The organism is Vibrio kyushuensis, from assembly GCF_050337325.1.
GTDB lineage: Bacteria > Pseudomonadota > Gammaproteobacteria > Enterobacterales > Vibrionaceae > Vibrio > Vibrio kyushuensis.
Genome location: NZ_JAKJSV010000005.1, coordinates 114,627 through 136,197, shown reverse-complemented (window position 1 = coordinate 136,197; position 21,571 = coordinate 114,627). Strand labels below are relative to the sequence as shown.

Genomic DNA, 21,571 nt, shown 5'->3' with positions numbered 1-21,571 from the left:
CACACCATATTCACATAACAATATGATGTAGATTGAGTTTTTGACACTTCGAGTGCAACATAGACCGATGGAGAATACGGGTGGACCATCGCCCGTTAGGTTAACGCTATATTCACGGAAAGAATTTCATGATTAGAGAAATCACAAAATTAGATTTTGAGTCATTTTGGTCGACGTTTTCCACAGTGATTCAGGATCAAGAGACCTATGCTTTTGATCCTGATATGACACAGCAAGAAGCATATCTTTTATGGTGTGACATGCCATTAAAAACGTATGTATTCGTTGAAAATGACGTTGTTCTTGGCTCTTATTACATTAAGCCAAATGCAATGGGCCCGAGTGGCCATATTTGTAATTGCGGTTATATGGTATCAAGTGAAGCTAGAGGTAAAGGCATTGCTCGCCTTATGTGTGAGCACTCACAAAAGACAGCCCTTGAACTTGGCTTTGATGCGATGCAATTTAATAGTGTGGTATCGACTAATAAAGTAGCAATTATGCTTTGGAAAAAGCTCGGTTTTTCCATTATTGGAACAATACCGAAGGCATATAATCATCGTCAGTTGGGCCTTGTTGATAGCTACATCATGTACAAATGGCTGCGAACATAACAACGCATTACGTAACAAGGACAGTTATGAGCATCAAAATCAGTTCGCAACGTTTGGACATGGTATCAATCACTGAAGACGATTGGGAACTGTTCCGTTCGCTGCATACCGACCCTGCGGTTATTTCCCTATGCTTTGACGAACCTTCAACAGAAGAACTTTCGGAAAGGTTTCGCTCCCGCTTGCCTCATTGGAGCACTAAGTCTAGTCATTGGTTGTGTTTGACGATTGCGCTTAGAGAAACCGGTGAGCAAGTTGGTATCACTGGTCTCAAATTCAATAACGGAGTAGCCGAAGTCGGTTATCTATTATTGCCTCAGTTTTACGGCTTTGGTTTCGCAACGGAATCTCTAATGGCTGTGCTTAACTGGGCTTCCAATACTCATGGAATCTTTGCCTATAATGCTGTGGTCACTGAAGGCAACTTTAGCTCTGAACGTGTGCTGCTGAAATGTGGTTTTAGGTTAAAAGAGGTTATTCCTGATGCCTATGACATTGGTGGTAAGGTGTATGCGGATAATATCTACAGCATCGAAAATATTGATACATTGCAAGGTAAACAACTAGGCATACAAGGACAGACATGAACAATAAAAAAGTAGTGTTAATCACAGGTGCAGGAAGAGGCATTGGAGCCGCAACAGCTAAGCTCTTTGCAAAGCAAGGTTATGCTGTTTGTATCAACTATAAGTCAAATGCTGAAGCTGCGAATAGGCTCGCTTTTGAAATAACCTCAAATGGTGGAAAATGCATTACTGTTCAAGCGGACGTTTCTCTTGAGCCTGATGTATTACGATTGTTTAGCACGATAGACCAAGAACTAGGTTGCCTGAATGTATTAGTCAATAACGCCGGTGTTCTAAAGCAGCAATCGCGCTTAGAGGATATGACTGCTGAAAGAATCAATGCCATTTTAATAAATAATGTCACAAGTTACTTTCTTTGTTGCCGAGAGTCAGTCAAGCGTATGTCTACCCGTCATGGTGGGGATGGCGGTGTTATTGTTAATGTTTCCTCTGGAGCGGCACGTTCAGGTTCTCCTAATGAATATATTGATTATGCGGCGTCAAAAGGTGCAATAGATACACTGACCAAAGGATTGTCGTTAGAAGTCGCAGCAGAAGGTATTCGCGTTAACTGTGTTCGTCCCGGATTAATTCATACCGAAATGCATGCTGATGGCGGAGAGCCAGATAGAGTATCTAGGCTGGAAAGTATTATTCCCCTTCAAAGAGGTGGCGAGCCATCAGAAGTGGCAGAGGCTATCTACTGGTTGGCTTCCGATAAGTCATCTTTTTCGACTGGAAACTATCTAGATTTGGCCGGTGGTTTGTAACTTAACAGGGCGTTAAGTTAAAGGAGTTCACATTATATGAAAATGGCATTTAACGTCATCACACTGATACTTTCAGTTATCTTAATTTCGGGTTGTGAAGATAAAACGGAAGTCTATGCAAACCCTCCCAGTTATCTGGTCGAACAGATAAACGCATATTTCCCCCTATCTATAAAATATGTGAAAAAAAATGAGGGAATAGCACTGTCTCAGGGTGAACCCTTGCGAGAGCAATATCTTGAAATCGCGAATAAGATTGGTATAAAACACCCTGAAAAAGTGCGAGTGTATTATGCAGATTCACTTCCTTTACCGGAAAACGAATCGCTGCTATTTCAAATGCAACGTTTAGGGCTTGATTCCCCACATTTTACAGGCACAACATTCGGCTACGGCATTTGGATAGCTAATCGAGCAAAAGGTGACAAGCTATTACTTTCTCATGAGTTGATCCATGTAAAGCAAGTAGAAGAGATGGGTCTTGAAGCATTTACAAAAACGTATTTGTTGCAGTTAAGTATCTTTGGCTACGCCGAGTCACCTATTGAACTAGAGGCTTACAAAAAGGCAGGGAACTATTTGTAATCATGTCCCAACTTATTCACCAGCAAGGCGCTATGTCCTAGGAGGGAAACGTGAACAAAATCTTTATTTCACAATTAGTTGATGGCGACCGAAGTTCTGTGTGTGATTTGCTTCAAGATGAGCAAACCATGCGGTTTCTAGGCCCTCGAAGACCTTTAACAGATGAAGAATCTGATGCTTGGTTTGCTAATGAGCAACAAGCAGAAAGTAGGTTTGCCTTTCGGTCTGTTGAAAGCAATGAAATTATTGGTTTTTGCGGAGTTACGCTACTTGATGGCGAGTTAGACTTTGGTTATTTCATACGCAGGAAGTATTGGGGGCAAGGGCTAGCAATCCTTATGTGTAAAGCTGCAATACGTAAGTTAGCTCAAACGAACGATTTAACCCAAGTTAAAGTGTTTATTGCGTCTGATAATGTAGGCAGCCAAAAAGTGGCACACAAACTAGGTTGGCAAAGAAAGTGCGCATCTGAGAATGAATTTGAGTCTGGTCACTTGTATCAAATCTGCACATAACTAACGCTTCAATAGAACAACCTAAGCATGGTTTAGGTCAGGTGCGTATCACCGGCTAGGTAAACATAGTATCAGAACAAATAAATCAGGCTATGAGATGAAGAGAATTAATGTAATAGGCACTAGTGGAAGTGGTAAAAGTACTTTTAGCCGAAGTCTCGCCCGTGAACTGAACTATCCCCATTTGGAGATGGACGCAATGTTCTGGAAACCGAATTGGCAAGAGTCTTCAGATGATGAGTTTTTCACAAAGATCTCTGAAAGCTTGGATGGAGATTATTGGGTTTTAGACGGGAATTATAATCGAACAGCAGAAATAAAATGGTCTAAAGTGGATACTATTATTTGGGTTGATTATTCTTTTTCACGAACAGTCTATCAAGCGGTTAAAAGAGCCCTCATTAGATCTCTCACCAAACAAGAACTCTGGTCGAAAACGGGTAATGTAGAATCGTTTAGAAAATCATTTCTTAGCAAAGACTCGGTTATTCTTTGGACACTGAAAACATATAAGAAAAATCGTTTTCGCTACACCAAATTACTGAAAGACCCCAAGTATCGCCATATAGAGTTTGTGAGAGTAACAAGCCCCAAAGAGGCAAATAGATTCATCACCAAGCTAGATAGATAACAGCCCTATCAACAAAAATGCAGCATCGTCAGACACTGCATTTTGGGGAAACAATCACGCTCTACTGACTTTCTTGAAACCACTTAAGTTTCTCATGAAGCCCAGTCACACTACCAACGACAATCAACGCAGGGCTAACCGCCTGTTTAGACAAATCAGCAAGTTCATCTAGCTTTCCTGTAAAGACTTTTTGCTTTTTACGCGTACCATTTTCAATAATAGCGCAAGGCGTATCAGCTGAAAGTCCGTTATCAATAAGATTTTGAGTGATCGTTGGGCACTGTTTTAAACCCATGTAAAACACTAAGGTGTTGTTACTGCGTGCTAACGTTGGCCAGTGAATTTCTTGTCCGTCTTTTTGAATGTGGCCAGTGATAAACTGAACACTTTGTGCGTGATCTCGGTGTGTAAGTGGAATACCTGCGTAGGCTGTTGCGCCTGCAGCTGCGGTAATACCCGGTACAACTTCAAATTTAACCCCATTTTCGGCGAGCGTTTCTAGCTCTTCCCCACCACGGCCAAAAATAAACGGATCACCGCCTTTCAAGCGGACCACTTGCTTACCCTCTAGCGCTTTATCAACCAATAGTTGGTTAATTTGATCTTGAGGAACAAAGTGAAAATCGACCTTTTTACCCACATAAATCATCTCTGCATCGTCTTTAGCGATCGCGAGAATTTCAGGGGAAACCAAACGGTCATAAACGACCACTTGGGCTTGTGAGATAACTCGATGCCCTTTAACCGTCAATAAATCGGGATCGCCCGGCCCTGAACCGACTAATGAGACAAACCCTGATGGCTGAATAGTATGAGATACATCTGACATGCTGTGCTCCGAGCAATGGTTCTACTATTGTAAACTCTAGTATGAACCTAATTCTTATTATGAGGCTTATTTCCATAAAGCCCCTACAACTTATGAAACTAAGATTATCAGTTGTCGTTAAAAAACATCACCATTAATTGAAACAAAGATGGAAATATTTATAACAAAACAATCTATGTAAGCCTCGAACCTCTATAGAAAAAGCCTCAAGCGATTACACTTGAGGCTTTGTGGTCTATAGCATTCTATATTCTTTTTCGCTGGTTAAACTAAACGTTCTTAAAGGGGCGTTCAATTATTTCGCGTCGAATGAAGGCGTCATGCTTACTTCAGCATCTTCATTTTTTAGAGCTGGTGCTGTTTTAGCGTGCGTTAAATATAGAGGCACACATGTGAACAGTAGACCACCAACAAGGTTACCAAGAATGGTAGGAATTAGGTTGAAGTTCAACCAAGTCGCGATACCAAAATCAGCACCTAGCATCATGCCTAGTGGGAATAGGAACATGTTTACTACAGCGTGCTCAAACACTAGTGCAAAGAAGATGAAGATTGGAAGCCACATTGCCACAATCTTACCTGCGACTGTGCGTGCCGTCATATTGCCGATAACACCTAGACAAACCATTAAGTTACAAAGAATACCGCGTACAAATACTGTAATCCAACCGTTCACACCTGCGTCTTCAAAACCAACGGTACGAGCTGTTGCTGCTTTAATGAAAGTTTGACCTACAGCACCCGGTTCAACGCTGAAGTTCATAGTGAATGATAGTGCGATAAGGAAAGCAACAATCAAAGAACCGATTAAGTTACCAAAGCCAACAAGGCCCCAACAACGTAGAACTCGACCCCACGTAATACCCGGGCGACCTTCAAATTTAGCTAACGGTGCTAAACCAAATACACCTGTTACAAGGTCGTAACCCATTAAACTTAAAATACAAAAACCAACAGGGAAAACAAGCGCACCGACAATGCCAATACCCGTTTGGGTAATGGTTGTAATAGCAACAACAACTGCTAATGAAAGGATAATACCAGCCATGATGCCACGTAAAATCAGGTCACGCGTGCTCGTTTTTACTTTCGCTTCACCCACATCAATCATGGTTTGTACGAATTCAGCAGGTTTTAGATCATTCATATTTGTGTCCTTTCCCATATATAAATAGGATTAAAAGTTAAAAATTAAAATTGGATAGGAAAAGGCTCCTGAACATTACGTTCTCTCGTGAAGCCAGAAGCCCTTGAACTATCGAATCTCTTTTACGATTTGAGCATTAACAAACGGCTTACGCCGATAACTCAACTGAACCGTTATCTACACGGGTCTTGTACGCTTTAACGCTGAAACGTTCATCTTCCATGCACACGCCAGTCGTTAAATTGAAGCGCTGCTTTTTAAGCGGGCTTGCCACCCAAAGCTGATCTTGATGTTGGCAAATCAATCCGCGAGAGAGCACATTTGACTGAGCAAACGGGTCTTGATTACTAATCGCGAAAACGTCTTCAGCATCTGTTGGGCGGAAAACTGCAACTTGCTCACCGTTTAGCAGTGCACAAACACCAGTACCTGGGATGATGTCAGCGATGTCACACACTTTTTGAAAGGTCGCTTTATTGTTAGCCATGCTTATTTCTCCCCTGCTGTATCAGTTAACGTTACGTGTAAGATGTCGCCTTTCGCTTCTGGGTGTTTCTCAGTAAAGGTCGCAGGACGGTGCTGAGCACGCTCTTGAACAAATACAACATTGTCGTCACGTAAATCAGAGTTAACAAAGTGAGCAAAGCGCTTAAGCTGAGCTTCATCATTAATCGTATCTGTCCATTCACAGCTAAAGTTTTCAACGAGAGTTGATATATCGGTTTCAAGTTGGTCATTGATACCAAGCTTGTTATCAACAATCACTTCACGTAGGTAATCAACGCCGCCTTCTAAGTTCTCCATCCAAACCGAGGTACGCTGTAGTGGCGCAGCCGTGCGGATGTAGAACATCATGAATCGGTCGATGTATTTGATTAACGTCTCTTGATCTAAGTCTGAAGCAAGTAGGTCTGCGTGACGTGGCTTCATACCACCATTACCACATACGTACATGTTCCAACCTGCGTCGGTCGCTATGATGCCTAAGTCTTTGCCCTGCGCTTCCGCACATTCACGAGTACAGCCCGACACACCGAACTTCATCTTATGTGGCGTACGAATGCCTTTGTAACGGTTCTCGATCATTACGCCTAGGCCCACTGAGTCTTGAACACCGAAACGACACCAAGTTGAACCAACACACGTTTTTGCCATGCGAAGTGCTTTTGCGTACGCTTGACCTGTTTCATAACCGGCTGCTACAAGCTTTTTCCAGATAGCTGGCAAATCATCTTTTTGCGCACCAAATAGGCCGATACGCTGAGCGCCAGTAATTTTGGTATATAGGTTATATTCAGCGGCTACATCAGCAAGAACACTCAGAGCTTGAGGCGTTACTTCACCGCCAGCCATACGTGGAATTACCGAGTAAGTGCCGTCTTTTTGCATGTTGCCAAGAAAGTTATCATTGGTGTCGTGCAGCTTAACCAACTCTGGTTTCAGGATGTGCTCACCCCAGCAAGACGCTAAGATTGAACCCGCTAATGGTTTACATACTTCACAGCCGTAACCTTTACCGTATTTTTCTAGCAGCTCATCAAAGGTTTTGATCTCTTCGATGCGAATAAGGTGGAAAAGCTCTTGGCGAGAATACGCAAAGTGCTCACACACATCGTTCTTCACTTCAACGCCAGATTTAGCAAGCTCTGCATTAAGAACTGATGTCACTAGTGGGATACAACCACCACAGCCAGTACCTGCGCCAGTGACTGCTTTGATGTCTGCCATAGTATGGTGACCATCAGCAACCGCTTGAGCGATTTTTCCTTTAGTTACGTCAAAACAAGAACAGATAACCGCAGTTTCAGGTAGTGAGTCAGCGCCCAAAGAAGGTTTTTCTGCGCCCGCATGTGCAGGAAGAATCAGAGTATCAGGGTGCTTTGGAAGCTCAATATCATTGAGTTTTAATTGAAGCAGGTCACCGTAGTCAGAGGTGTCTCCCACCATTACTGCGCCTAGCAATTTCTTGCCGTCTTCAGAAACGATAATACGCTTATACACTTCTTGTTCTTCGTTTTGGTAAACGTAGCTCTTACAGCCTGGAGTACGACCGTTTGCATCACCGATAGAGCCTACTTTCACGCCAAGCAGTTTAAGCTTTGCGCTCATGTCTGCGCCTTCAAACGAACTCTCGTTGCCTAGTACGTGGTCAACAGCAACGGTTGCCATTTTGTAGCCTGGTGCAACCAAACCATAAAAGGTACGGTTCCAAGAAGCACATTCGCCAATTGCGTAGATGTTTTCATCGGTTGTACGACAGTGATTATCAATTTCGATACCGCCACGTGGTGCGATACCAAGACCCATTTGGCGAGCCAGTTTGTCTTGTGGGCGAATACCCGCAGAGAAAACGATAAAGTCAGTTTCAAGCTCAGTCCCATCAGCAAAACGCATGACATTACGAGCATCGGTCCCTTCGGCAACGATTTCTAGCGTATTTTTGCTGGTATGAACTTGAACGCCCATACGCTCAATTTTTTGGCGAAGTTGATCACCACCTGCTTGATCAAGCTGCTCAGCCATAAGCTTTGGTGCAAACTCAACAACGTGTGTTGTTACGCCTAAGGCTTTAAGTGCACCTGCTGCTTCAAGACCAAGTAAGCCACCACCAATTACAACACCGCTTTTGCTGTTTTTAGCCGTAGCTTCAATTGATTTTAGATCTTCAATAGTACGGTAAACAAAACAGTCTTTGCTTTCGTTACCTTTAATTGGTGGAACAAATGGGAATGAGCCAGTCGCTAAGACCAACTTGTCGTAATGAATCTCACGACCAGTACTTGAATAAACGTTCTGTTTTTCACGATTGATATTAATCGCACGTTCACCAATTAAGATATTGATGCCGTGCTTTTCGTAGAAACCCTCTTTAACGAGTGAAAGCTCATCGGCAGTGTGGTGTGAAAAATATGAAGAAAGATGAACGCGATCATAAGCAACGCGGGGCTCTTCACAAAAGACCGTAATATCCATATTAGATACATCGGTCTTTTCGACTAAATCTTCAATAAAGCGATGGCCGACCATGCCATTACCAATTACGACTAGTTTCAACTTGCTCATAAGAATTCCTGACGGTTAATTTTCTTAGCAGCTTCTTCCCTGTACAAAGAGCGTTTTAGAAAAATGCTGCTTAACTGGGCTTATTGTTAATTGTGAAAGAAAATTAATACATGATGTAAATCAATTACAGAATTAAACACCTCTTTAGGGTTAGTCCATTAGCCTAATAGGTAATCAAATTGAGGTTACACATAGGCATTTCGTTATTCTTCAAATAAAACCATGCTCATATCGATATGGTCAGTTTACGAATATGTTATTAAATTACCAAACGATGCAATCAATTTAAGTTCCCCGATCTCACCTGCTTAATAAACATACAAAGATGGCGTTATAAATGCATTAGTTTCCATACCCTTCCACTGGGCGGCAAAGGAACTGAATTATGAAACACGCAACTAATTTATTAATCATTTGTTTAATCATCATTTTTTCTACTGGCTGCAGTGGAATATCTCGATTTCTGTTGCCTGTAGAAGAGTTTGATCTTGCCGCATATATGGGAACTTGGTACGAAGTAGCTCGGTTAGATCATAGTTTTGAGCGAGGCTTAACCCACACACGAACTCAATATTCAGTCGATAGCGATGGAAGTATCAAGGTGGTGAATAGTGGCTGGAGCGAAGAGAGCCATCAATGGAAAGAAGCCATCGGCAGAGGCAAGCTTGCCACAGGCGAGAATATTGGCCACCTTCATGTTTCGTTTTCAGGTCCATTCTATGGAAGTTACGTTGTCTTTTATTTAGAGGATGACTACTCCACCGCCATGGTCACAAGTGGCGCAAATCAATTCTGGCTTTTGTCTCGAACCAACGCCCTACCCAAACATAAAATGAATAAATACCTACGAATTGCCGAGCAAGCAGGGTTTAAAACAGAGCAACTTGTCTTTCCATTTGAGCTCGTTAAATAGCTTACAAACCATGATCAATTTCAATAGAGCAAAGTGACATATAGGAATGTCTTATATTCCTTGCTCTTCGCACATAGTTGTATATAGTTCTGCCAAAAATACTATAAATAATTAAATAACATCAACTAGGCTTTCCAAATGAACGAATCGACTTTCAGTCTTCTGAAAAATACTACTCGCGGCAAAATAATTAACATTGATAGGATCCCCCCTTGCAGTAAAGAACTATTACTCGACGCGGTGGAAAATGTTACTAAGGTAGATGAAATTATTGAGATCAACAGAGCAATTCAAAAGCTGATTGCCTTTGAGTATTCATCAAACGCTTAACCTTTTGTTCTATGACTCATTAATTAGTTACCTAGATATAACATGTTCTACATCTAGGTAAATATTTCCACTACGAGAACCATCATCTTTAGACCTTATTTTCAGAAACTAAAATGACAACCTAGCACCAACGCTCCAACTATAATCTGTATTTTCCATCCCATAGTATGTTCCGTTCGGGCTAAATGCTGAAACTTTAACATAGGGAGAAATACGCCAAATTGGTTTCATGGTTCCTAGTGACAATTCATACTCACTGGCTTGACCTTGATTAAAATCAATCATATCCGATTTATCCTGTGCGTAGTGATATTCAAATTTACCTGCGATGTATACATATTGCAGATACTTCGCTCCAGCAATATATGCGGAATACTTATTTGCATCATCAACGGTTAACCAAGTGAACCCATTACGTACCAATTCGCCAGTTACACCAAATTTCGTCGAGTACCCTTTAAAGAATCGGCTTGCAGAAAGCTCTAGTAGATGGGTATTAGTTTTAACACCATCAACACCAAGAGTTTCATCTAAGAGCCACTCATTCTTAATACCATACTCATAGTATGAACTGAGCTTCCACCGTGGGGAAACAAAGGTATGATAACCTAAGCCCATTCCTATCCATTCGTCACTGTCAGCACCAATATATAAATAAGTATTATCGGTTACTGATGCAGTAACACCAATCTCAATGACATCCTTTTCAACAGATAAGTCAAATCCAGCAAACGCTGGAGAGCAGAGCATCATTGCTCCACAAACCATTGAAATAGTCTTCATGTATTAACCAAGGAAAGCGCTCCTAGATAGGACTAGGAGCATTAGAAATTATCGAATTAATTTAAGCGAGAACGGATAGAATCACGAATAGAGTCGCGATTAATAGCCGGTTTTGAAGTTTCCATTAAAGGTCTTAAACCACCTTGAACAGTGTCACCGCCGATGATAATGCTTTCACCATCGACTACGACTCCAAAATCACCTTCATAGTCACCCTGACGGACAACTGAAACATTGTATTCATTACCTTCTTTATCAAGAACCGTCATTCCTTGACCATGCCAATCAACACTGCTGATAAGGTAAGTTTTACCATCGGCACCCGTGATCGTGTTTCCATCTATTGTATAGCTTGCTTCAGGGCCGTTATCTATTGGAGGCATTTCAGGTCCACCCCAAACAGGTGGTAGTCGGTCTGGCGTATTTTCGACATCTGGGATACCAAAATCAGGATCTGCTAGACCCCAATCAGGAGTGTCACCCAAATCTAAACCCCATTGAGGTGAGTCATCCATATCTGGGATTGATGGTTTCTGGGGAGTAACTCCATTAGAGTCACTTGAAGATGAGCAACCTGTTAAAGCTAATGCTACAGAAACAATTGTTACCATAAGAGTTTTTTTCATTGTCAATAATCCAAATAATACTCGAAGAAAACAATTCCTTTTGCGTATTCAATTTCAGACAATCCATACTGAACATTTGTTGGTAGTGACTATAGCCACACACAGAGATAATCTACAATCATTACTCGCTATCTGAGTTATAAGTAATAGTTATCACCTTAGCGTCAGTATGTATCAAACTAAGCGACTCAATCTTAAACAAGTGGGAGTTAATAGATTCTTTTAAAAAACAGTTTCGTATGCTAGCAGTTAGAGCTCCAATTATTTAAACTGTAAATAATGATTCAAATCAAACCAACGTAGAACTACCACTTCGTTAGCATAGCTTTCACTAATTACGCCAGATATCATCTCTAAAATTGAGATACAAAAAATCAATAAGGAACCGATAATGGCGTCAATTCAAGAATTTATGACCGAACATCACAAAACCTGTGACAACCTTCTCGTTGAAGCGGAAGCCGTATTAGCCAATAAAGACTGGAGCGGCTTTGCAGCGCTATGGGGACAGTTTGAAAAAGAGACCCTACACCACTTTAATCTAGAAGAGCAGATCCTTTTTCCTGCCTTTGAAAAGCAAACTGGCCTGACAACAGGACCAACGATGGTGATGCGTCAAGAGCATGCACAGATTAAGTCTATGTTTGAACAGATGGCGTTAGCGATTGAACAACAAGACATCGAGCGCGCAATGGGCAGCAGTGAAAGCATTATGATCTTCATTCAACAGCACAATATGAAAGAAGAACAAATTCTTTACCCCATGACAGATAACCACCTTAGCAATAGCGCAGAGATCGTTGAGCAAATGAGCGCACAATAACGAAACTAAGCAATTGAATTATTGCGCAATAGGTTATTAAGTAATAAGAAGTAGTGAGGACGGGATGGATTTGCGCCAAGTAACGCAATTAGATGTGAGTGAGCTTGAACCACCGCAGCCAATGCACCAGATCACCGCAGCTCTGCAAAAGCTAAATGCTGGTGAAGTACTTGCGGTAACGCATAGGCGTAAACCCGTACCACTATTTGAAATGATTGCAGAACGCTTCGAGTATCTTTGCGATGAAGTTACTCCATCACATTTTCAGCTCTATTTTTGGCGAGTTAAAGATAACGACGCTAAGAGTTTGGCTGAGCAACTATTAGTAAATAAATCTCTCTACAAGAAATACCCACTATGAGAATGTCAGGCCTGAACTTTGATGCCATTCCGGCTATTTCATCCCCTATCCGCTTCTACCTAAGCGCACCTATTTTTGCATTGTTAGCAGCCATATTAATCGCACTGCATGGGGAAACTCTATGGATCAGTCGTTGGATGCCTGTAACCCTCGCAATTACGCACTTAATCGCGTTAGGGGTGATGGCAATGGTGATGATTGGATCTCTATTTCAAGTCATGCCTGTACTTTGTGGTGCTGCTATACCAATAACGGGTATGCGCTTACACATGTTTCACGCCGCTCTAGTGACCGGTGTTTTAACATTAGCCGCAGCATTTCTGGGCTGGCTTAGTTTTCTATTACCATTTGTTTTACTTGGCCTAAGCCTTAGCTACTTCTGCTTCTCGCTTATCTGGCTGCTATTAATGAAAGCAAATGGGGAACAAACGCGTTTACCCATCTTATTTGCTGTCTCAGCACTGGCCGCCTTGCTGCTTATTGGGCTGGTTTTACTCAGTGGTTACCTGTGGGGCTATATGCCGGGCACTGGCAAAGCTCTAACTAATTTACATGCAGGCATTGGTAGTTTTGGTTGGGTCATGCTGCTAATAATGGCAGTGAGCTTTCAAGTCATTCCAATGTTTCACGTAACACCCAGCTTTAGCAAAAAGTGGCGTTACTCTCTCATCACTCTACTCGTTTCAGGGTTTGGTGTAGCAAGTGTTGAAGTGTTTGGCGGCTCTTTTTCGGTGGAATGGCTTTCTAGGGAATGGCTTTCGTTCGGATGGCTACTATGCATTGCAGCAACGCTACTTTACTGCGTGATCACCCTAGAGCGTTTAACCAAGCGCAAGCGTAAATTACCCGACGTTGTGATCAATTATTGGCAGCTTGGCTTAGTTAACTTAGTGCTCGCCTGCTTATTATTACTGTGGTTAATTCTACCAATTGCAAAACCTGAATGGGCCATTATGTGGCAAACCAAGCTAGAGGTATTACTAGGCTTCCTGTTCAGTTTTGGCTTTGTATTAGCCATCATTCAAGGCATGCTACTTAAAATAGTCCCCTTTCTAATTTCACTACACTTACAACGCCTCATGATGCAAAATCCAATGGCAATGATCCCACTGCCTGATCACTATCAGCTGATCAGCAGGGTTCACATGAAGCGACAGTTTTACTCTTACCTAACACTGCTTATAACGCTGTGGGTTGCTTTACTGCTACCAGCGGCAACCCCTTTAATGGCAATTACCTTTGCTATTAACTGGCTAGTTATCGCGTACAACATTTATGGTGCTGTTGTTCAATACCCCGAGTATCGAGACAAGTTGCTTAATGCTCCGAAGATGTCCATATAAATGGGTCATACGGTAAAGTTAACGCCTGTATTATCAATATATTCACATCAGATCAATGACTCAATTTTTAAAGTAACCTGTTCACCAAACCATATCCAATAGCACTGGACGCCACAATAATAGGGATAAATCTCATTAAGTCAGTGCTTTCATCTGATTTCTGATCGAAATTCAGCCAATACAACCAGAAACCAGACTTGGCGGATTTAAATTCTGGAATATACGTGCGTTCTTGGCCTTATGTATTGATAAGTTTTAAAATAACGAGATAATACGCTTGTTGTTAATTTATTGTTAAGTAAAAACACATAAGCCATACAAGGACAGGTCATGGAAATGGAAAATAAATTTCTGATTGAAGCTTTTCAAACACCGAGCAATATTGCACCTCAGCTTTCTTCATATTTCGAAGATTTACCTGCGGATAAATATGTCGACAGCGATCACCGCTATCGAACTTATGCTCGGTTCCAAGCCGAAGACACAGAGCTAACAAGGCTGCCTCACAGTACCTTTACTCAATCGTCAGAATTTAACCGTGTCGTTGGAGATGTAGAGCGAGATTTCGCCGAAATGAACAATCAGATGGTTAAAACTCCAGACTTCCAACACTTACTTAAATCCTTTATGCAACGAACTGGAACAGATAAAGATAATTCAGTGGTCGATGTTCACCAAATTCGTGTTACTTGCAACTCTGACGCTACAAGTGCACCGGCGCCAGAAGGCATACATCAAGACGGCTATCGTTATGTAGGGATATTCTGTGTGCAGCGAAAAAATATCACGGGCGGATTTACCCAGATTTTTTCTTCGCCTGTAGAACAGCACCCGCATTTAAACTGTGTGTTGGAAGAGAACCAATTCGTTATCCTCAATGACTCTCGTTTTTTCCATCATATTTCCGAAACTCTTTCTAGTGAAGCTGGCGAAAAAGGAGTACGTGATGTCTTCGTATTTACCGCTTAATCAAACGAATGTTTCGAGCTTACGTACACAGTTTCCAGCGTTAGAATCACTTAACAATGGGCTATCACCTGTTTATTTCGACGGCCCTGGCGGAACACAGTTACCACAGTCAGTCATTGAAGGCTTTGGTTCTTATCTACATAACGGTAATTCCAACCTCGGTGGGCGGTTCTCAGTGAGTAAGAATACCGTTAGCTTGGTAGATCTTTGTAGAGAGAAAGCAGCCGCTCTATTTGGCGCCTCATCTAAAGATGAAATGGTCTTTGGCGCAAATATGACAACCATGGCATTTCACTTTAGCCGCGCTATCAGCCAAGAGTGGCAAGCTGGTGATGAGATCATTCTCAGTGACGCAGACCACGGAGCAAATCGATCTTCTTGGGCAATGGCCGCACAAGATAAAGGTGTAAAAGTTCACTACGTTCCGGTAATCGATTCAAGCTGTAATTTAGACCTAGAAAAATTTCAGTCTCTGCTCAATGATAGAACACGTCTCGTTGCCATTACTGCCGCAAGTAACCTGTCTGGAACTATCGTAGATATTAACAAGGTGACTAAACTAGCTAAGGCAAACGGTAGTGTCGTATTCATCGATGCCGTTCACCTATTGCCGCACCAGATTCTCAACGTACAGAAATTGGGCGCCGACTTTGTTGCAGGGTCTGCATACAAGTTCTTTGGCCCTCACTTGGGTGTGTTGTTTGGGCGTAAAGAGATGCTGGAAAAATACAAACCTTACAAAGTTGAGCCAGCACCAACCTTCGCGCCTAACTGTTGGGAAACAGGGACACTAAATTTCGAAGCATTATCCGCGTTTTCTATGGCGATTGATTATCTTGCATCATTAGGTGAAGGGCGTGATTTAAGAACCAAGTTAGAATCAGCGTATAGCAATATCCATCAATATGAAGAGTCACTGGCTACTTACTTCTTATTACGTTTGAAAGAGTTCTCGTCGGTCCAGCTGTTTGGCGAGCCAACGGCTAATAATAGAACTGCGACGTTTGCTCTTCGTTTCGGTAACACCGATCCTGCTGAGGTTGCTGCTCATTTAGGCGAGCAAGAGATCTACACTTGGAGTGGTCACTTATATGCTGACCGATTAACAGATGCACTTGGTGTGACCCATAAAGGTGGAATACTTCGAGTTGGATTAATGCACTACAACACTAAGGACGAAATAGATCGATTTTTCACAGCCTTACACAGTGTCATTTAATCGCTCCGTCGACTGTCTAATTTTACTTAATTGAGTCTGAAAAGCTGCCTATGGTGGCTTTTCTTACTCTATATCACCGACGAAATACGTTCATATATACGAGCTTACCTACCAAATTTGATAATTGTCACCCAATACGTCGCTAATTATTACAAATAGCCTATTCCGTGCGTCATAATGAAATATCGAAATAAAACAACGACTCACTAAGAAGCTTATGAAAACTGTTCTATGTTTTGGTGACTCCAATACTTGGGGTTACGCTCCTGACCAACCTCGTCGATTCAATACCGATGAACGCTGGACCATGCGACTGCAAACTCAAATCTCGTCAAACTATCGAATCATAGAAGAAGGACAGAACAGCCGCACCACTGTGTTTGAAGACCCGTTCGAACCGGGAAAATGTGGGTTAAATTATCTTCAACCCTGCTTAGAGAGTCACCATCCTGATCTTGTTATCATCGTACTTGGAACGAACGATTTGCAAACTCGATTTAATGCAACTGCCAGCGATATATCAAAAGGTGCAGCTCGTTTAGTGCAAGTTGCCCAACAATTTCAACACGCATTTATGGAAAAGCCACCAGAGGTGCTATTAGTCGCACCACCACCAGTGTTAGAGACAGGCCCGTTTATAGATAGTTTTGTTGGGGCTGAAGAGAAATCTAAGGATCTGGCTAGGTTCTATGAATTGCGAGCACAAGAGCTAGGCTGTCATTTCTTAAACGCCGCTGACTACATTCATACTTGTAAACGTGAAGGCGTGCATTGGCAGAAAGAGGAGCATGCAAAGTTTGCAGATGCATTGGCAGACATCATTCCTTCGATTTTGCCAAGCTGTTAGCTATTTCCCTTTGAAGGTTTACCCTGTTCACGATGAGAATTGGCGGTAAACGTAAACGCCCAAGATCAATTCTCTTGGGCGTTTCTTCTATCGGAATTAAATATTACGTCGTATATCGCTTATTCAAGGAGCAACTGCTGTTGGAAGCTTTCTTGATCGTCAACAAGTGGCGCCAGAGATGGATTTCTTGGATATTTCTGTCCATCAAAGCTCATAAGAACCAACCCTTTTCCACGAGACCAAACGGTTAAGTCTTTCCACCCAAGAGTTTCTGTGTTGGCGACACTGATTGGTTTTCTAGTTACAGTACTTTTCGAGATTAACTGGAAATCATCCCCTCGATTTTTAAAGATAAACATCGTACAACCGCCAGAGCCGCACCAGTTTATTCCTTTCATTAAGACGACTGCGTCGTCTAGCTGATCGCCATTTAGATCAACGTATGCGACATCATAATCAGGTTCACTTTCCTCAGTGGCACTCGATACATGTGGTGCAATATCAATTTCCGTTGGAGAGTATGCACCATCGTTGCACCCTAAAATAAATAGGGGTAGACAGAACCAAGAATACTTCATAATAATCGCCAGTAGTTTGAATGCACTATAACACTTTGTAAAGTAGCATAAATTCAACTAACTTTGTTTTCTCGCTTTCACCTTCTCAATGATCTCATCATATTCATCTCGGAAATTCGAACGATGAAAGCTAATCTCTTTTGAACCAAAGCCTGAGTTATTTGAGATAAAGACACGTAGTTCGTAGCTGGGGGATTTTAGGTAAAGCGGCGTAAAAATCACAGGAAAGATGACTAAGCCTACTATAGGGTGAAGCATAAATAGCACGGCAGATGCAATTCCACTAATAAGCCCTGAGCGCTTAATTTTGGCTTGTTTGTCATAATATTTCACATACATATACTCGATATGCTTGAGGTCAATAGGATCGACTCCCCTAACAGAATAGAGTTGATTTCCCTCAAAATGAATACTTCCTTGTTTCATTGTACTCTCCAGAAACGCTGCATTGAGTCACTCTTACACATAACGCTCTGGGATATTGCGAGTGATCGTTTTAATTCGAAAGGCTTTCCTTGCTATTTTTGCTTCAAAGAACAAACGGATCGAAACAAGCCCTTCAACTTAATCTTAGTGACACGCCAATGAGTGATTGGGTGTCTCGGCGCTGTATCGATTAAATGACCATACGCCTCGGAATTGAACATAACCTCACCACCGTGCGCCGCCAATACTGAGTCGCACTCAAGATCATAAATCAATTTGACTGACTGACGATACTTATTGGGATGGAAAATAGGAAATGGGGCAATGAGTCTCTTTTTAACACTTACCATTAGATCGCCAATATAGACGACCTTTTGCTTTGAGTGATACACAGATAAATCGCGATCCGTATGACCGGGAGTCTCTAATACTTGCCAATCTTCGAACTGAGGAATAGCTTCTCCATGTGAGAGCTTATAATCTGGTTTAAGCCTTCTTGGATACCAAAGTGCCGCTCTTTTTGCTCCCATGCGTTTTGCCATCCACTTTGCCAGAGCCAAATCTGTTAAGTGCATAACAATACCTTCAAAGCCAGCATACCAATCTTGTTCTTTATTGGCAGAGACTAATTTACAACCCGTTTGCTTTCTCAGCAGGTGCGCTCCACCGGCATGATCAGGATGCATGTGCGTGACCACGACAGTTTTTAAATCATTAAACGTCCGGCATAGGCAGTTCTCTATAAACGCCTTTATACGCGGAATATCTGCCCTGCTCGCTCCATCTAGAAGCATCAGCTTGTCAGGATACTCCACCAAATAGATGGTCTGTATGTAGCCTTGAATGGTATGTACTTTCACAACGAATCCTTGTTGTTTTACTATCGCAATTATTTCCCTACAAGAATGACACAGCCTTGTCAGACCAGTTATAAGTTAACACTCTTTCTATCACTCCACAAAATGAAGAAATAACTCTGTGACACGTTATCAACAGCAGGATAATTTCGACGAACCGCACATATGCAACCAAATGATTTACAAGCGTTATGATTATTTCAATTATTAGCAATCAGTTGGGATATTATGAATACCACCCTTAAATATACAAGGTAAACCCATGAAAACTAGAGCCTTACCAACCTACTTGATAGTGCCATTCAAAAGGTCAATTTGGTCAGCCATCGCTTCCCTATTATTCGTTACTTGCTCATTTTACTCTGTAGCGAGTGAATCAAACTTAGAGAGCATTGATGAATATATTGAGCTTATCGATGCTAACAATAAAGCGATGTTCAGTTTGGCTATCGTTGAGAACGGTGAAGTGCTCTATCAGAATCAAATTGGGCATGCCTTTATTGGACAAAATAACGCTAAACATAACCTAGCCAACAAGCAGACACGTTATACGATTGCCTCCATCACCAAGACATTTACAGCAACAATGATTTTTCAGTTAATTGAACAAGGTGAGTTATCACTAAAGACAGAACTCAGCGAGTTTTATCCAAACTTTGAAAAATCAAAATCAATCACTATCGCTCACCTACTCGCGCATCAAAGTGGGCTATTCAATTATACGGACTCGCCAGAGTTTGCTAGTTACTTCTCTCAACGCCAAACCAACCAACAAATGCTAGACCGGTTTTACTCTTATCGTCAAAAATTCGAGCCAGGAACCAGTAGGCAATACTCAAATACCGGCTATTACCTCCTTGGCTTAATCATTGAAGATGTGACAGGTAACAGCTATGAAGATAATCTAAAAACACACATTACTGATAAGTTAAAGTTACGCAATACGTCTTTGTGTCGTGACTACAGCAGTTGTAACTTTGATACTCAATCATACACTTATTGGGGTAGTGATTGGTTTGAACAATCAGTTTGGGACCCTTCAGTCAGTGCCGGTGCCGGTGGGATTATCTCTACCCCTAGCGATCTTGGTATTTTTATTGATGCCCTATTTAAAGGTAAGTTAGTCTCGCTTAAGACCGTAAATAAGATGAAAGCGATGAACACCGGTGTAGGTAAAGGGCTATGGTATATGCCCTATTACGGCAAAATGGGGTGGGGTCATAACGGGTTAATAGAGGGGTTTCAATCTCAGTTAATCTATTTTGATAAGGAAGACGTTGCTTTTGCCATTACAGCTAATGGTCTCAATGAAAGCCAAAAAAACATTATGAATACTGTAATCGGGCTGTATTTCAATCAAGACGTAACCCTTCCAAACTACAACCGTCCATTCACGTCAATCGCAGCAGAAGAACTCAACAAGTATTTGGGTCACTACAAAACTTTCTCGCTGCCACTTGAAGCAGAATTGTTTTTAGAAAATGATCAACTCATGGGAAAGTGGACAGGACAAGACGCAATCGCCTTTCAACCGCTAAGCAACACTGAGTTTGAAAGTCGTGAGAATGGCATATTATTGAAGTTTGTTACCTCCCCATCTGGCAACATTAATTACCGCCAAGCTACCCTATATCAGAGAGACTGGGAGCTTGAGTTTTATCGGAAATAGCGCCTAAACCTATTCATAAGGGGCGAAATTCGAAAGGGGCGAAAGTGCCCCTTAATATAATCTCTAAGCCCTTAATCCCGTAGCCTTGGCTACCTCGGCTACGTCATTCTTGATATGGTTGGATATACTCCCTAACACCGTAAGTTCTTCTTCAGTAAAAGGGTGAATCAACACCGACTCTCGACCATTTTTACCGACAATGGTCGGTAGGCTCATCACTACATCATTAAGCCCGTATTCACCATCAATCATCGTCGCTATTGGTAACACTGATCGTTCATCAATCTTAATCGCTTGGATTATTCTAAACACACTCGCAGCAATACCATGAGTAGTATTCTGTTTCCGCTTAAAGATCTCATAACCCGCATGCTTCACTGATTCCAGCAATTCATCCGCATCAATACGTGAAAGATGATTGGTATCGCAATAATAGTCTGCTGGTTGCCCTGCAATACTGATCAAGCTTTTCGGCGTGAAGCAGTTGCTTCCGTGTTCACCAAGTACATAGCCAAACACATTTTTGGGGTCAAGATTTACTCGACTCGCAACAATAGACATGAGCCTTGCTGTATCAATAACGCAGCCGCTACTAATGACTTTATTCGCAGAGAAATAGGTGTTTTTAACAATGAAATGAGTGACGATATCACATGGATTACTAACAACGATTAACGTGGCATTAGGTGCTACTCGGCCCACTTTAAGCGCAATATCAACACCAATTTTGGCATTAATTTCTGCTAAATCCATTCGGGTTTGGCCTTGCTTGATTTGCGCACCAGCTGTGATAACTACAATATCAGCGCCGATCAATGATAAGTAATCATCGCTCGCCATAATATGAGTGTTTTTTGAAAAAGTTAACGCAGCTGTGTGACGAAAATCTAGAACCTCCCCTTCAGCTCGCTCTAGGTTTTGATCCAATACGACTAATTCACTAACACTTCCTAGCGTTAGTAAATAATTACAAATGCCAACGCCAACAGAGCCTGCGCCAATCACACCGATTTTCATGTTCGTTCCTTGATAAAGAGTGTTACAACTAAATTTAGTCTACTAACAGCCTTATCATCAACGCTAACTTTATTTCAGCGTTCGAATCAA

The 21,571-nt window shown here is 41.8% G+C and carries 25 protein-coding genes; 15 read left to right on the top strand and 10 right to left on the bottom strand.

Annotated features, from left to right (window positions below; genetic code table 11):
• Window positions 1–128 precede the first annotated feature (128 nt).
• The 6 genes from L4D20_RS12215 (at window position 129) to L4D20_RS12190 (ending at window position 3,681) form a co-directional block, all read left to right on the top strand.
• Complete coding sequence (locus tag L4D20_RS12215) at window positions 129–614, top strand: GNAT family N-acetyltransferase (RefSeq protein WP_428801870.1); 486 nt, start codon at window positions 129–131, stop codon at window positions 612–614.
• A 26-nt stretch (window positions 615–640) separates the two neighbouring features.
• On the top strand, window positions 641–1,201 hold the full coding sequence (locus L4D20_RS12210; RefSeq protein WP_428801869.1) for a GNAT family N-acetyltransferase: 561 nt from the start codon (window positions 641–643) through the stop codon (window positions 1,199–1,201).
• On the top strand, window positions 1,198–1,950 hold the full coding sequence (locus L4D20_RS12205) for an SDR family oxidoreductase (protein ID WP_428801868.1): 753 nt from the start codon (window positions 1,198–1,200) through the stop codon (window positions 1,948–1,950). The genes L4D20_RS12210 and L4D20_RS12205 overlap by 4 nt, the downstream gene beginning before the upstream one ends.
• A gap of 36 nt (window positions 1,951–1,986) precedes the next feature.
• Window positions 1,987–2,535, top strand: coding sequence for a hypothetical protein (locus L4D20_RS12200; protein ID WP_428801867.1), 549 nt, complete (start codon window positions 1,987–1,989; stop codon window positions 2,533–2,535).
• A gap of 50 nt (window positions 2,536–2,585) precedes the next feature.
• Window positions 2,586–3,050, top strand: coding sequence for a GNAT family N-acetyltransferase (locus L4D20_RS12195; RefSeq protein ID WP_428801866.1), 465 nt, complete (start codon window positions 2,586–2,588; stop codon window positions 3,048–3,050).
• A 97-nt stretch (window positions 3,051–3,147) separates the two neighbouring features.
• Window positions 3,148–3,681 (top strand): AAA family ATPase, encoded by a 534-nt coding sequence (locus L4D20_RS12190; RefSeq protein WP_428801865.1) that lies wholly within the window; start codon window positions 3,148–3,150, stop codon window positions 3,679–3,681.
• 61 nt (window positions 3,682–3,742) lie between these two features.
• Here the strand turns inward: L4D20_RS12190 and cobA are convergent, their stop codons facing one another.
• From cobA to nirB, 4 genes are all read right to left on the bottom strand, one after another.
• Window positions 3,743–4,510: a uroporphyrinogen-III C-methyltransferase gene (cobA, locus tag L4D20_RS12185; RefSeq protein WP_428801864.1), complete on the bottom strand. Its 768-nt coding sequence runs from the start codon at window positions 4,508–4,510 to the stop codon at window positions 3,743–3,745.
• Between the two features lie 295 nt (window positions 4,511–4,805).
• Window positions 4,806–5,657, bottom strand: coding sequence for a formate/nitrite transporter family protein (locus L4D20_RS12180; RefSeq protein ID WP_428801863.1), 852 nt, complete (start codon window positions 5,655–5,657; stop codon window positions 4,806–4,808).
• A 148-nt stretch (window positions 5,658–5,805) separates the two neighbouring features.
• Window positions 5,806–6,144 carry a nitrite reductase small subunit NirD gene (gene nirD, locus L4D20_RS12175; RefSeq protein WP_428801862.1) on the bottom strand — a complete coding sequence of 113 codons (339 nt, stop codon included), beginning with the start codon at window positions 6,142–6,144 and terminating at the stop codon, window positions 5,806–5,808.
• A gap of 2 nt (window positions 6,145–6,146) precedes the next feature.
• Window positions 6,147–8,720 carry a nitrite reductase large subunit NirB gene (gene nirB / locus L4D20_RS12170; protein ID WP_428801861.1) on the bottom strand — a complete coding sequence of 858 codons (2,574 nt, stop codon included), beginning with the start codon at window positions 8,718–8,720 and terminating at the stop codon, window positions 6,147–6,149.
• A 385-nt stretch (window positions 8,721–9,105) separates the two neighbouring features.
• Between nirB and L4D20_RS12165 the strand changes: the two genes are divergently transcribed.
• Both L4D20_RS12165 and L4D20_RS12160 read left to right on the top strand, forming a co-directional pair.
• Window positions 9,106–9,633: a lipocalin family protein gene (locus L4D20_RS12165; protein WP_428801860.1), complete on the top strand. Its 528-nt coding sequence runs from the start codon at window positions 9,106–9,108 to the stop codon at window positions 9,631–9,633.
• 138 nt (window positions 9,634–9,771) lie between these two features.
• The gene (locus L4D20_RS12160; protein ID WP_428801859.1) at window positions 9,772–9,963 is read left to right on the top strand and encodes a hypothetical protein; all 192 of its coding nucleotides are present in this window, start codon (window positions 9,772–9,774) and stop codon (window positions 9,961–9,963) included.
• Window positions 9,964–10,071: 108 nt separating this feature from the next.
• Here the strand turns inward: L4D20_RS12160 and L4D20_RS12155 are convergent, their stop codons facing one another.
• Window positions 10,072–10,746, bottom strand: a complete 675-nt coding sequence (locus L4D20_RS12155) for a hypothetical protein (RefSeq protein ID WP_428801858.1) — start codon at window positions 10,744–10,746, stop codon at window positions 10,072–10,074.
• Between the two features lie 56 nt (window positions 10,747–10,802).
• Entirely contained in the window at window positions 10,803–11,372 is a 570-nt protein-coding gene (locus L4D20_RS12150; RefSeq protein ID WP_428801857.1) for a hypothetical protein, read from the bottom strand.
• A 391-nt stretch (window positions 11,373–11,763) separates the two neighbouring features.
• Here L4D20_RS12150 and L4D20_RS12145 point away from each other — a divergent pair, with 391 nt between their 5' ends.
• The 6 genes from L4D20_RS12145 to L4D20_RS12120 all read left to right on the top strand — a co-directional run bounded on the left by L4D20_RS12145 (window position 11,764) and on the right by L4D20_RS12120 (window position 16,934).
• Entirely contained in the window at window positions 11,764–12,195 is a 432-nt protein-coding gene (locus L4D20_RS12145; RefSeq protein WP_428801856.1) for a hemerythrin domain-containing protein, read from the top strand.
• Between the two features lie 64 nt (window positions 12,196–12,259).
• Complete coding sequence (locus tag L4D20_RS12140) at window positions 12,260–12,556, top strand: DUF2249 domain-containing protein (protein ID WP_428801855.1); 297 nt, start codon at window positions 12,260–12,262, stop codon at window positions 12,554–12,556.
• Complete coding sequence (locus L4D20_RS12135; RefSeq protein ID WP_428801854.1) at window positions 12,553–13,899, top strand: hypothetical protein; 1,347 nt, start codon at window positions 12,553–12,555, stop codon at window positions 13,897–13,899. Before L4D20_RS12140 ends, L4D20_RS12135 begins: the two co-directional genes overlap by 4 nt.
• A gap of 330 nt (window positions 13,900–14,229) precedes the next feature.
• Entirely contained in the window at window positions 14,230–14,868 is a 639-nt protein-coding gene (locus tag L4D20_RS12130) for a 2OG-Fe dioxygenase family protein (protein ID WP_428801853.1), read from the top strand.
• Window positions 14,846–16,087 (top strand): cysteine desulfurase-like protein, encoded by a 1,242-nt coding sequence (locus tag L4D20_RS12125; RefSeq protein ID WP_428801852.1) that lies wholly within the window; start codon window positions 14,846–14,848, stop codon window positions 16,085–16,087. Before L4D20_RS12130 ends, L4D20_RS12125 begins: the two co-directional genes overlap by 23 nt.
• 217 nt (window positions 16,088–16,304) lie before the next feature.
• Entirely contained in the window at window positions 16,305–16,934 is a 630-nt protein-coding gene (locus L4D20_RS12120) for an SGNH/GDSL hydrolase family protein (RefSeq protein ID WP_428801851.1), read from the top strand.
• Window positions 16,935–17,053: 119 nt separating this feature from the next.
• On the opposite strand, the gene L4D20_RS12115 is transcribed toward L4D20_RS12120, so the two are convergent.
• From L4D20_RS12115 to L4D20_RS12105, 3 genes are all read right to left on the bottom strand, one after another.
• A complete protein-coding gene (locus L4D20_RS12115; RefSeq protein ID WP_428801850.1) occupies window positions 17,054–17,512 on the bottom strand; it encodes a hypothetical protein in 459 nt (152 codons plus the stop codon).
• 57 nt (window positions 17,513–17,569) lie between these two features.
• Window positions 17,570–17,938, bottom strand: coding sequence for a hypothetical protein (locus L4D20_RS12110; RefSeq protein ID WP_428801849.1), 369 nt, complete (start codon window positions 17,936–17,938; stop codon window positions 17,570–17,572).
• A 92-nt stretch (window positions 17,939–18,030) separates the two neighbouring features.
• On the bottom strand, window positions 18,031–18,798 hold the full coding sequence (locus L4D20_RS12105; RefSeq protein ID WP_428801848.1) for an MBL fold metallo-hydrolase: 768 nt from the start codon (window positions 18,796–18,798) through the stop codon (window positions 18,031–18,033).
• A 259-nt stretch (window positions 18,799–19,057) separates the two neighbouring features.
• Between L4D20_RS12105 and L4D20_RS12100 the strand changes: the two genes are divergently transcribed.
• A complete protein-coding gene (locus L4D20_RS12100; protein ID WP_428801847.1) occupies window positions 19,058–20,464 on the top strand; it encodes a serine hydrolase domain-containing protein in 1,407 nt (468 codons plus the stop codon).
• 63 nt (window positions 20,465–20,527) lie between these two features.
• Here the strand turns inward: L4D20_RS12100 and L4D20_RS12095 are convergent, their stop codons facing one another.
• On the bottom strand, window positions 20,528–21,481 hold the full coding sequence (locus L4D20_RS12095; RefSeq protein ID WP_428801846.1) for a lactate/malate family dehydrogenase: 954 nt from the start codon (window positions 21,479–21,481) through the stop codon (window positions 20,528–20,530).
• Window positions 21,482–21,571: the final 90 nt, after the last annotated feature.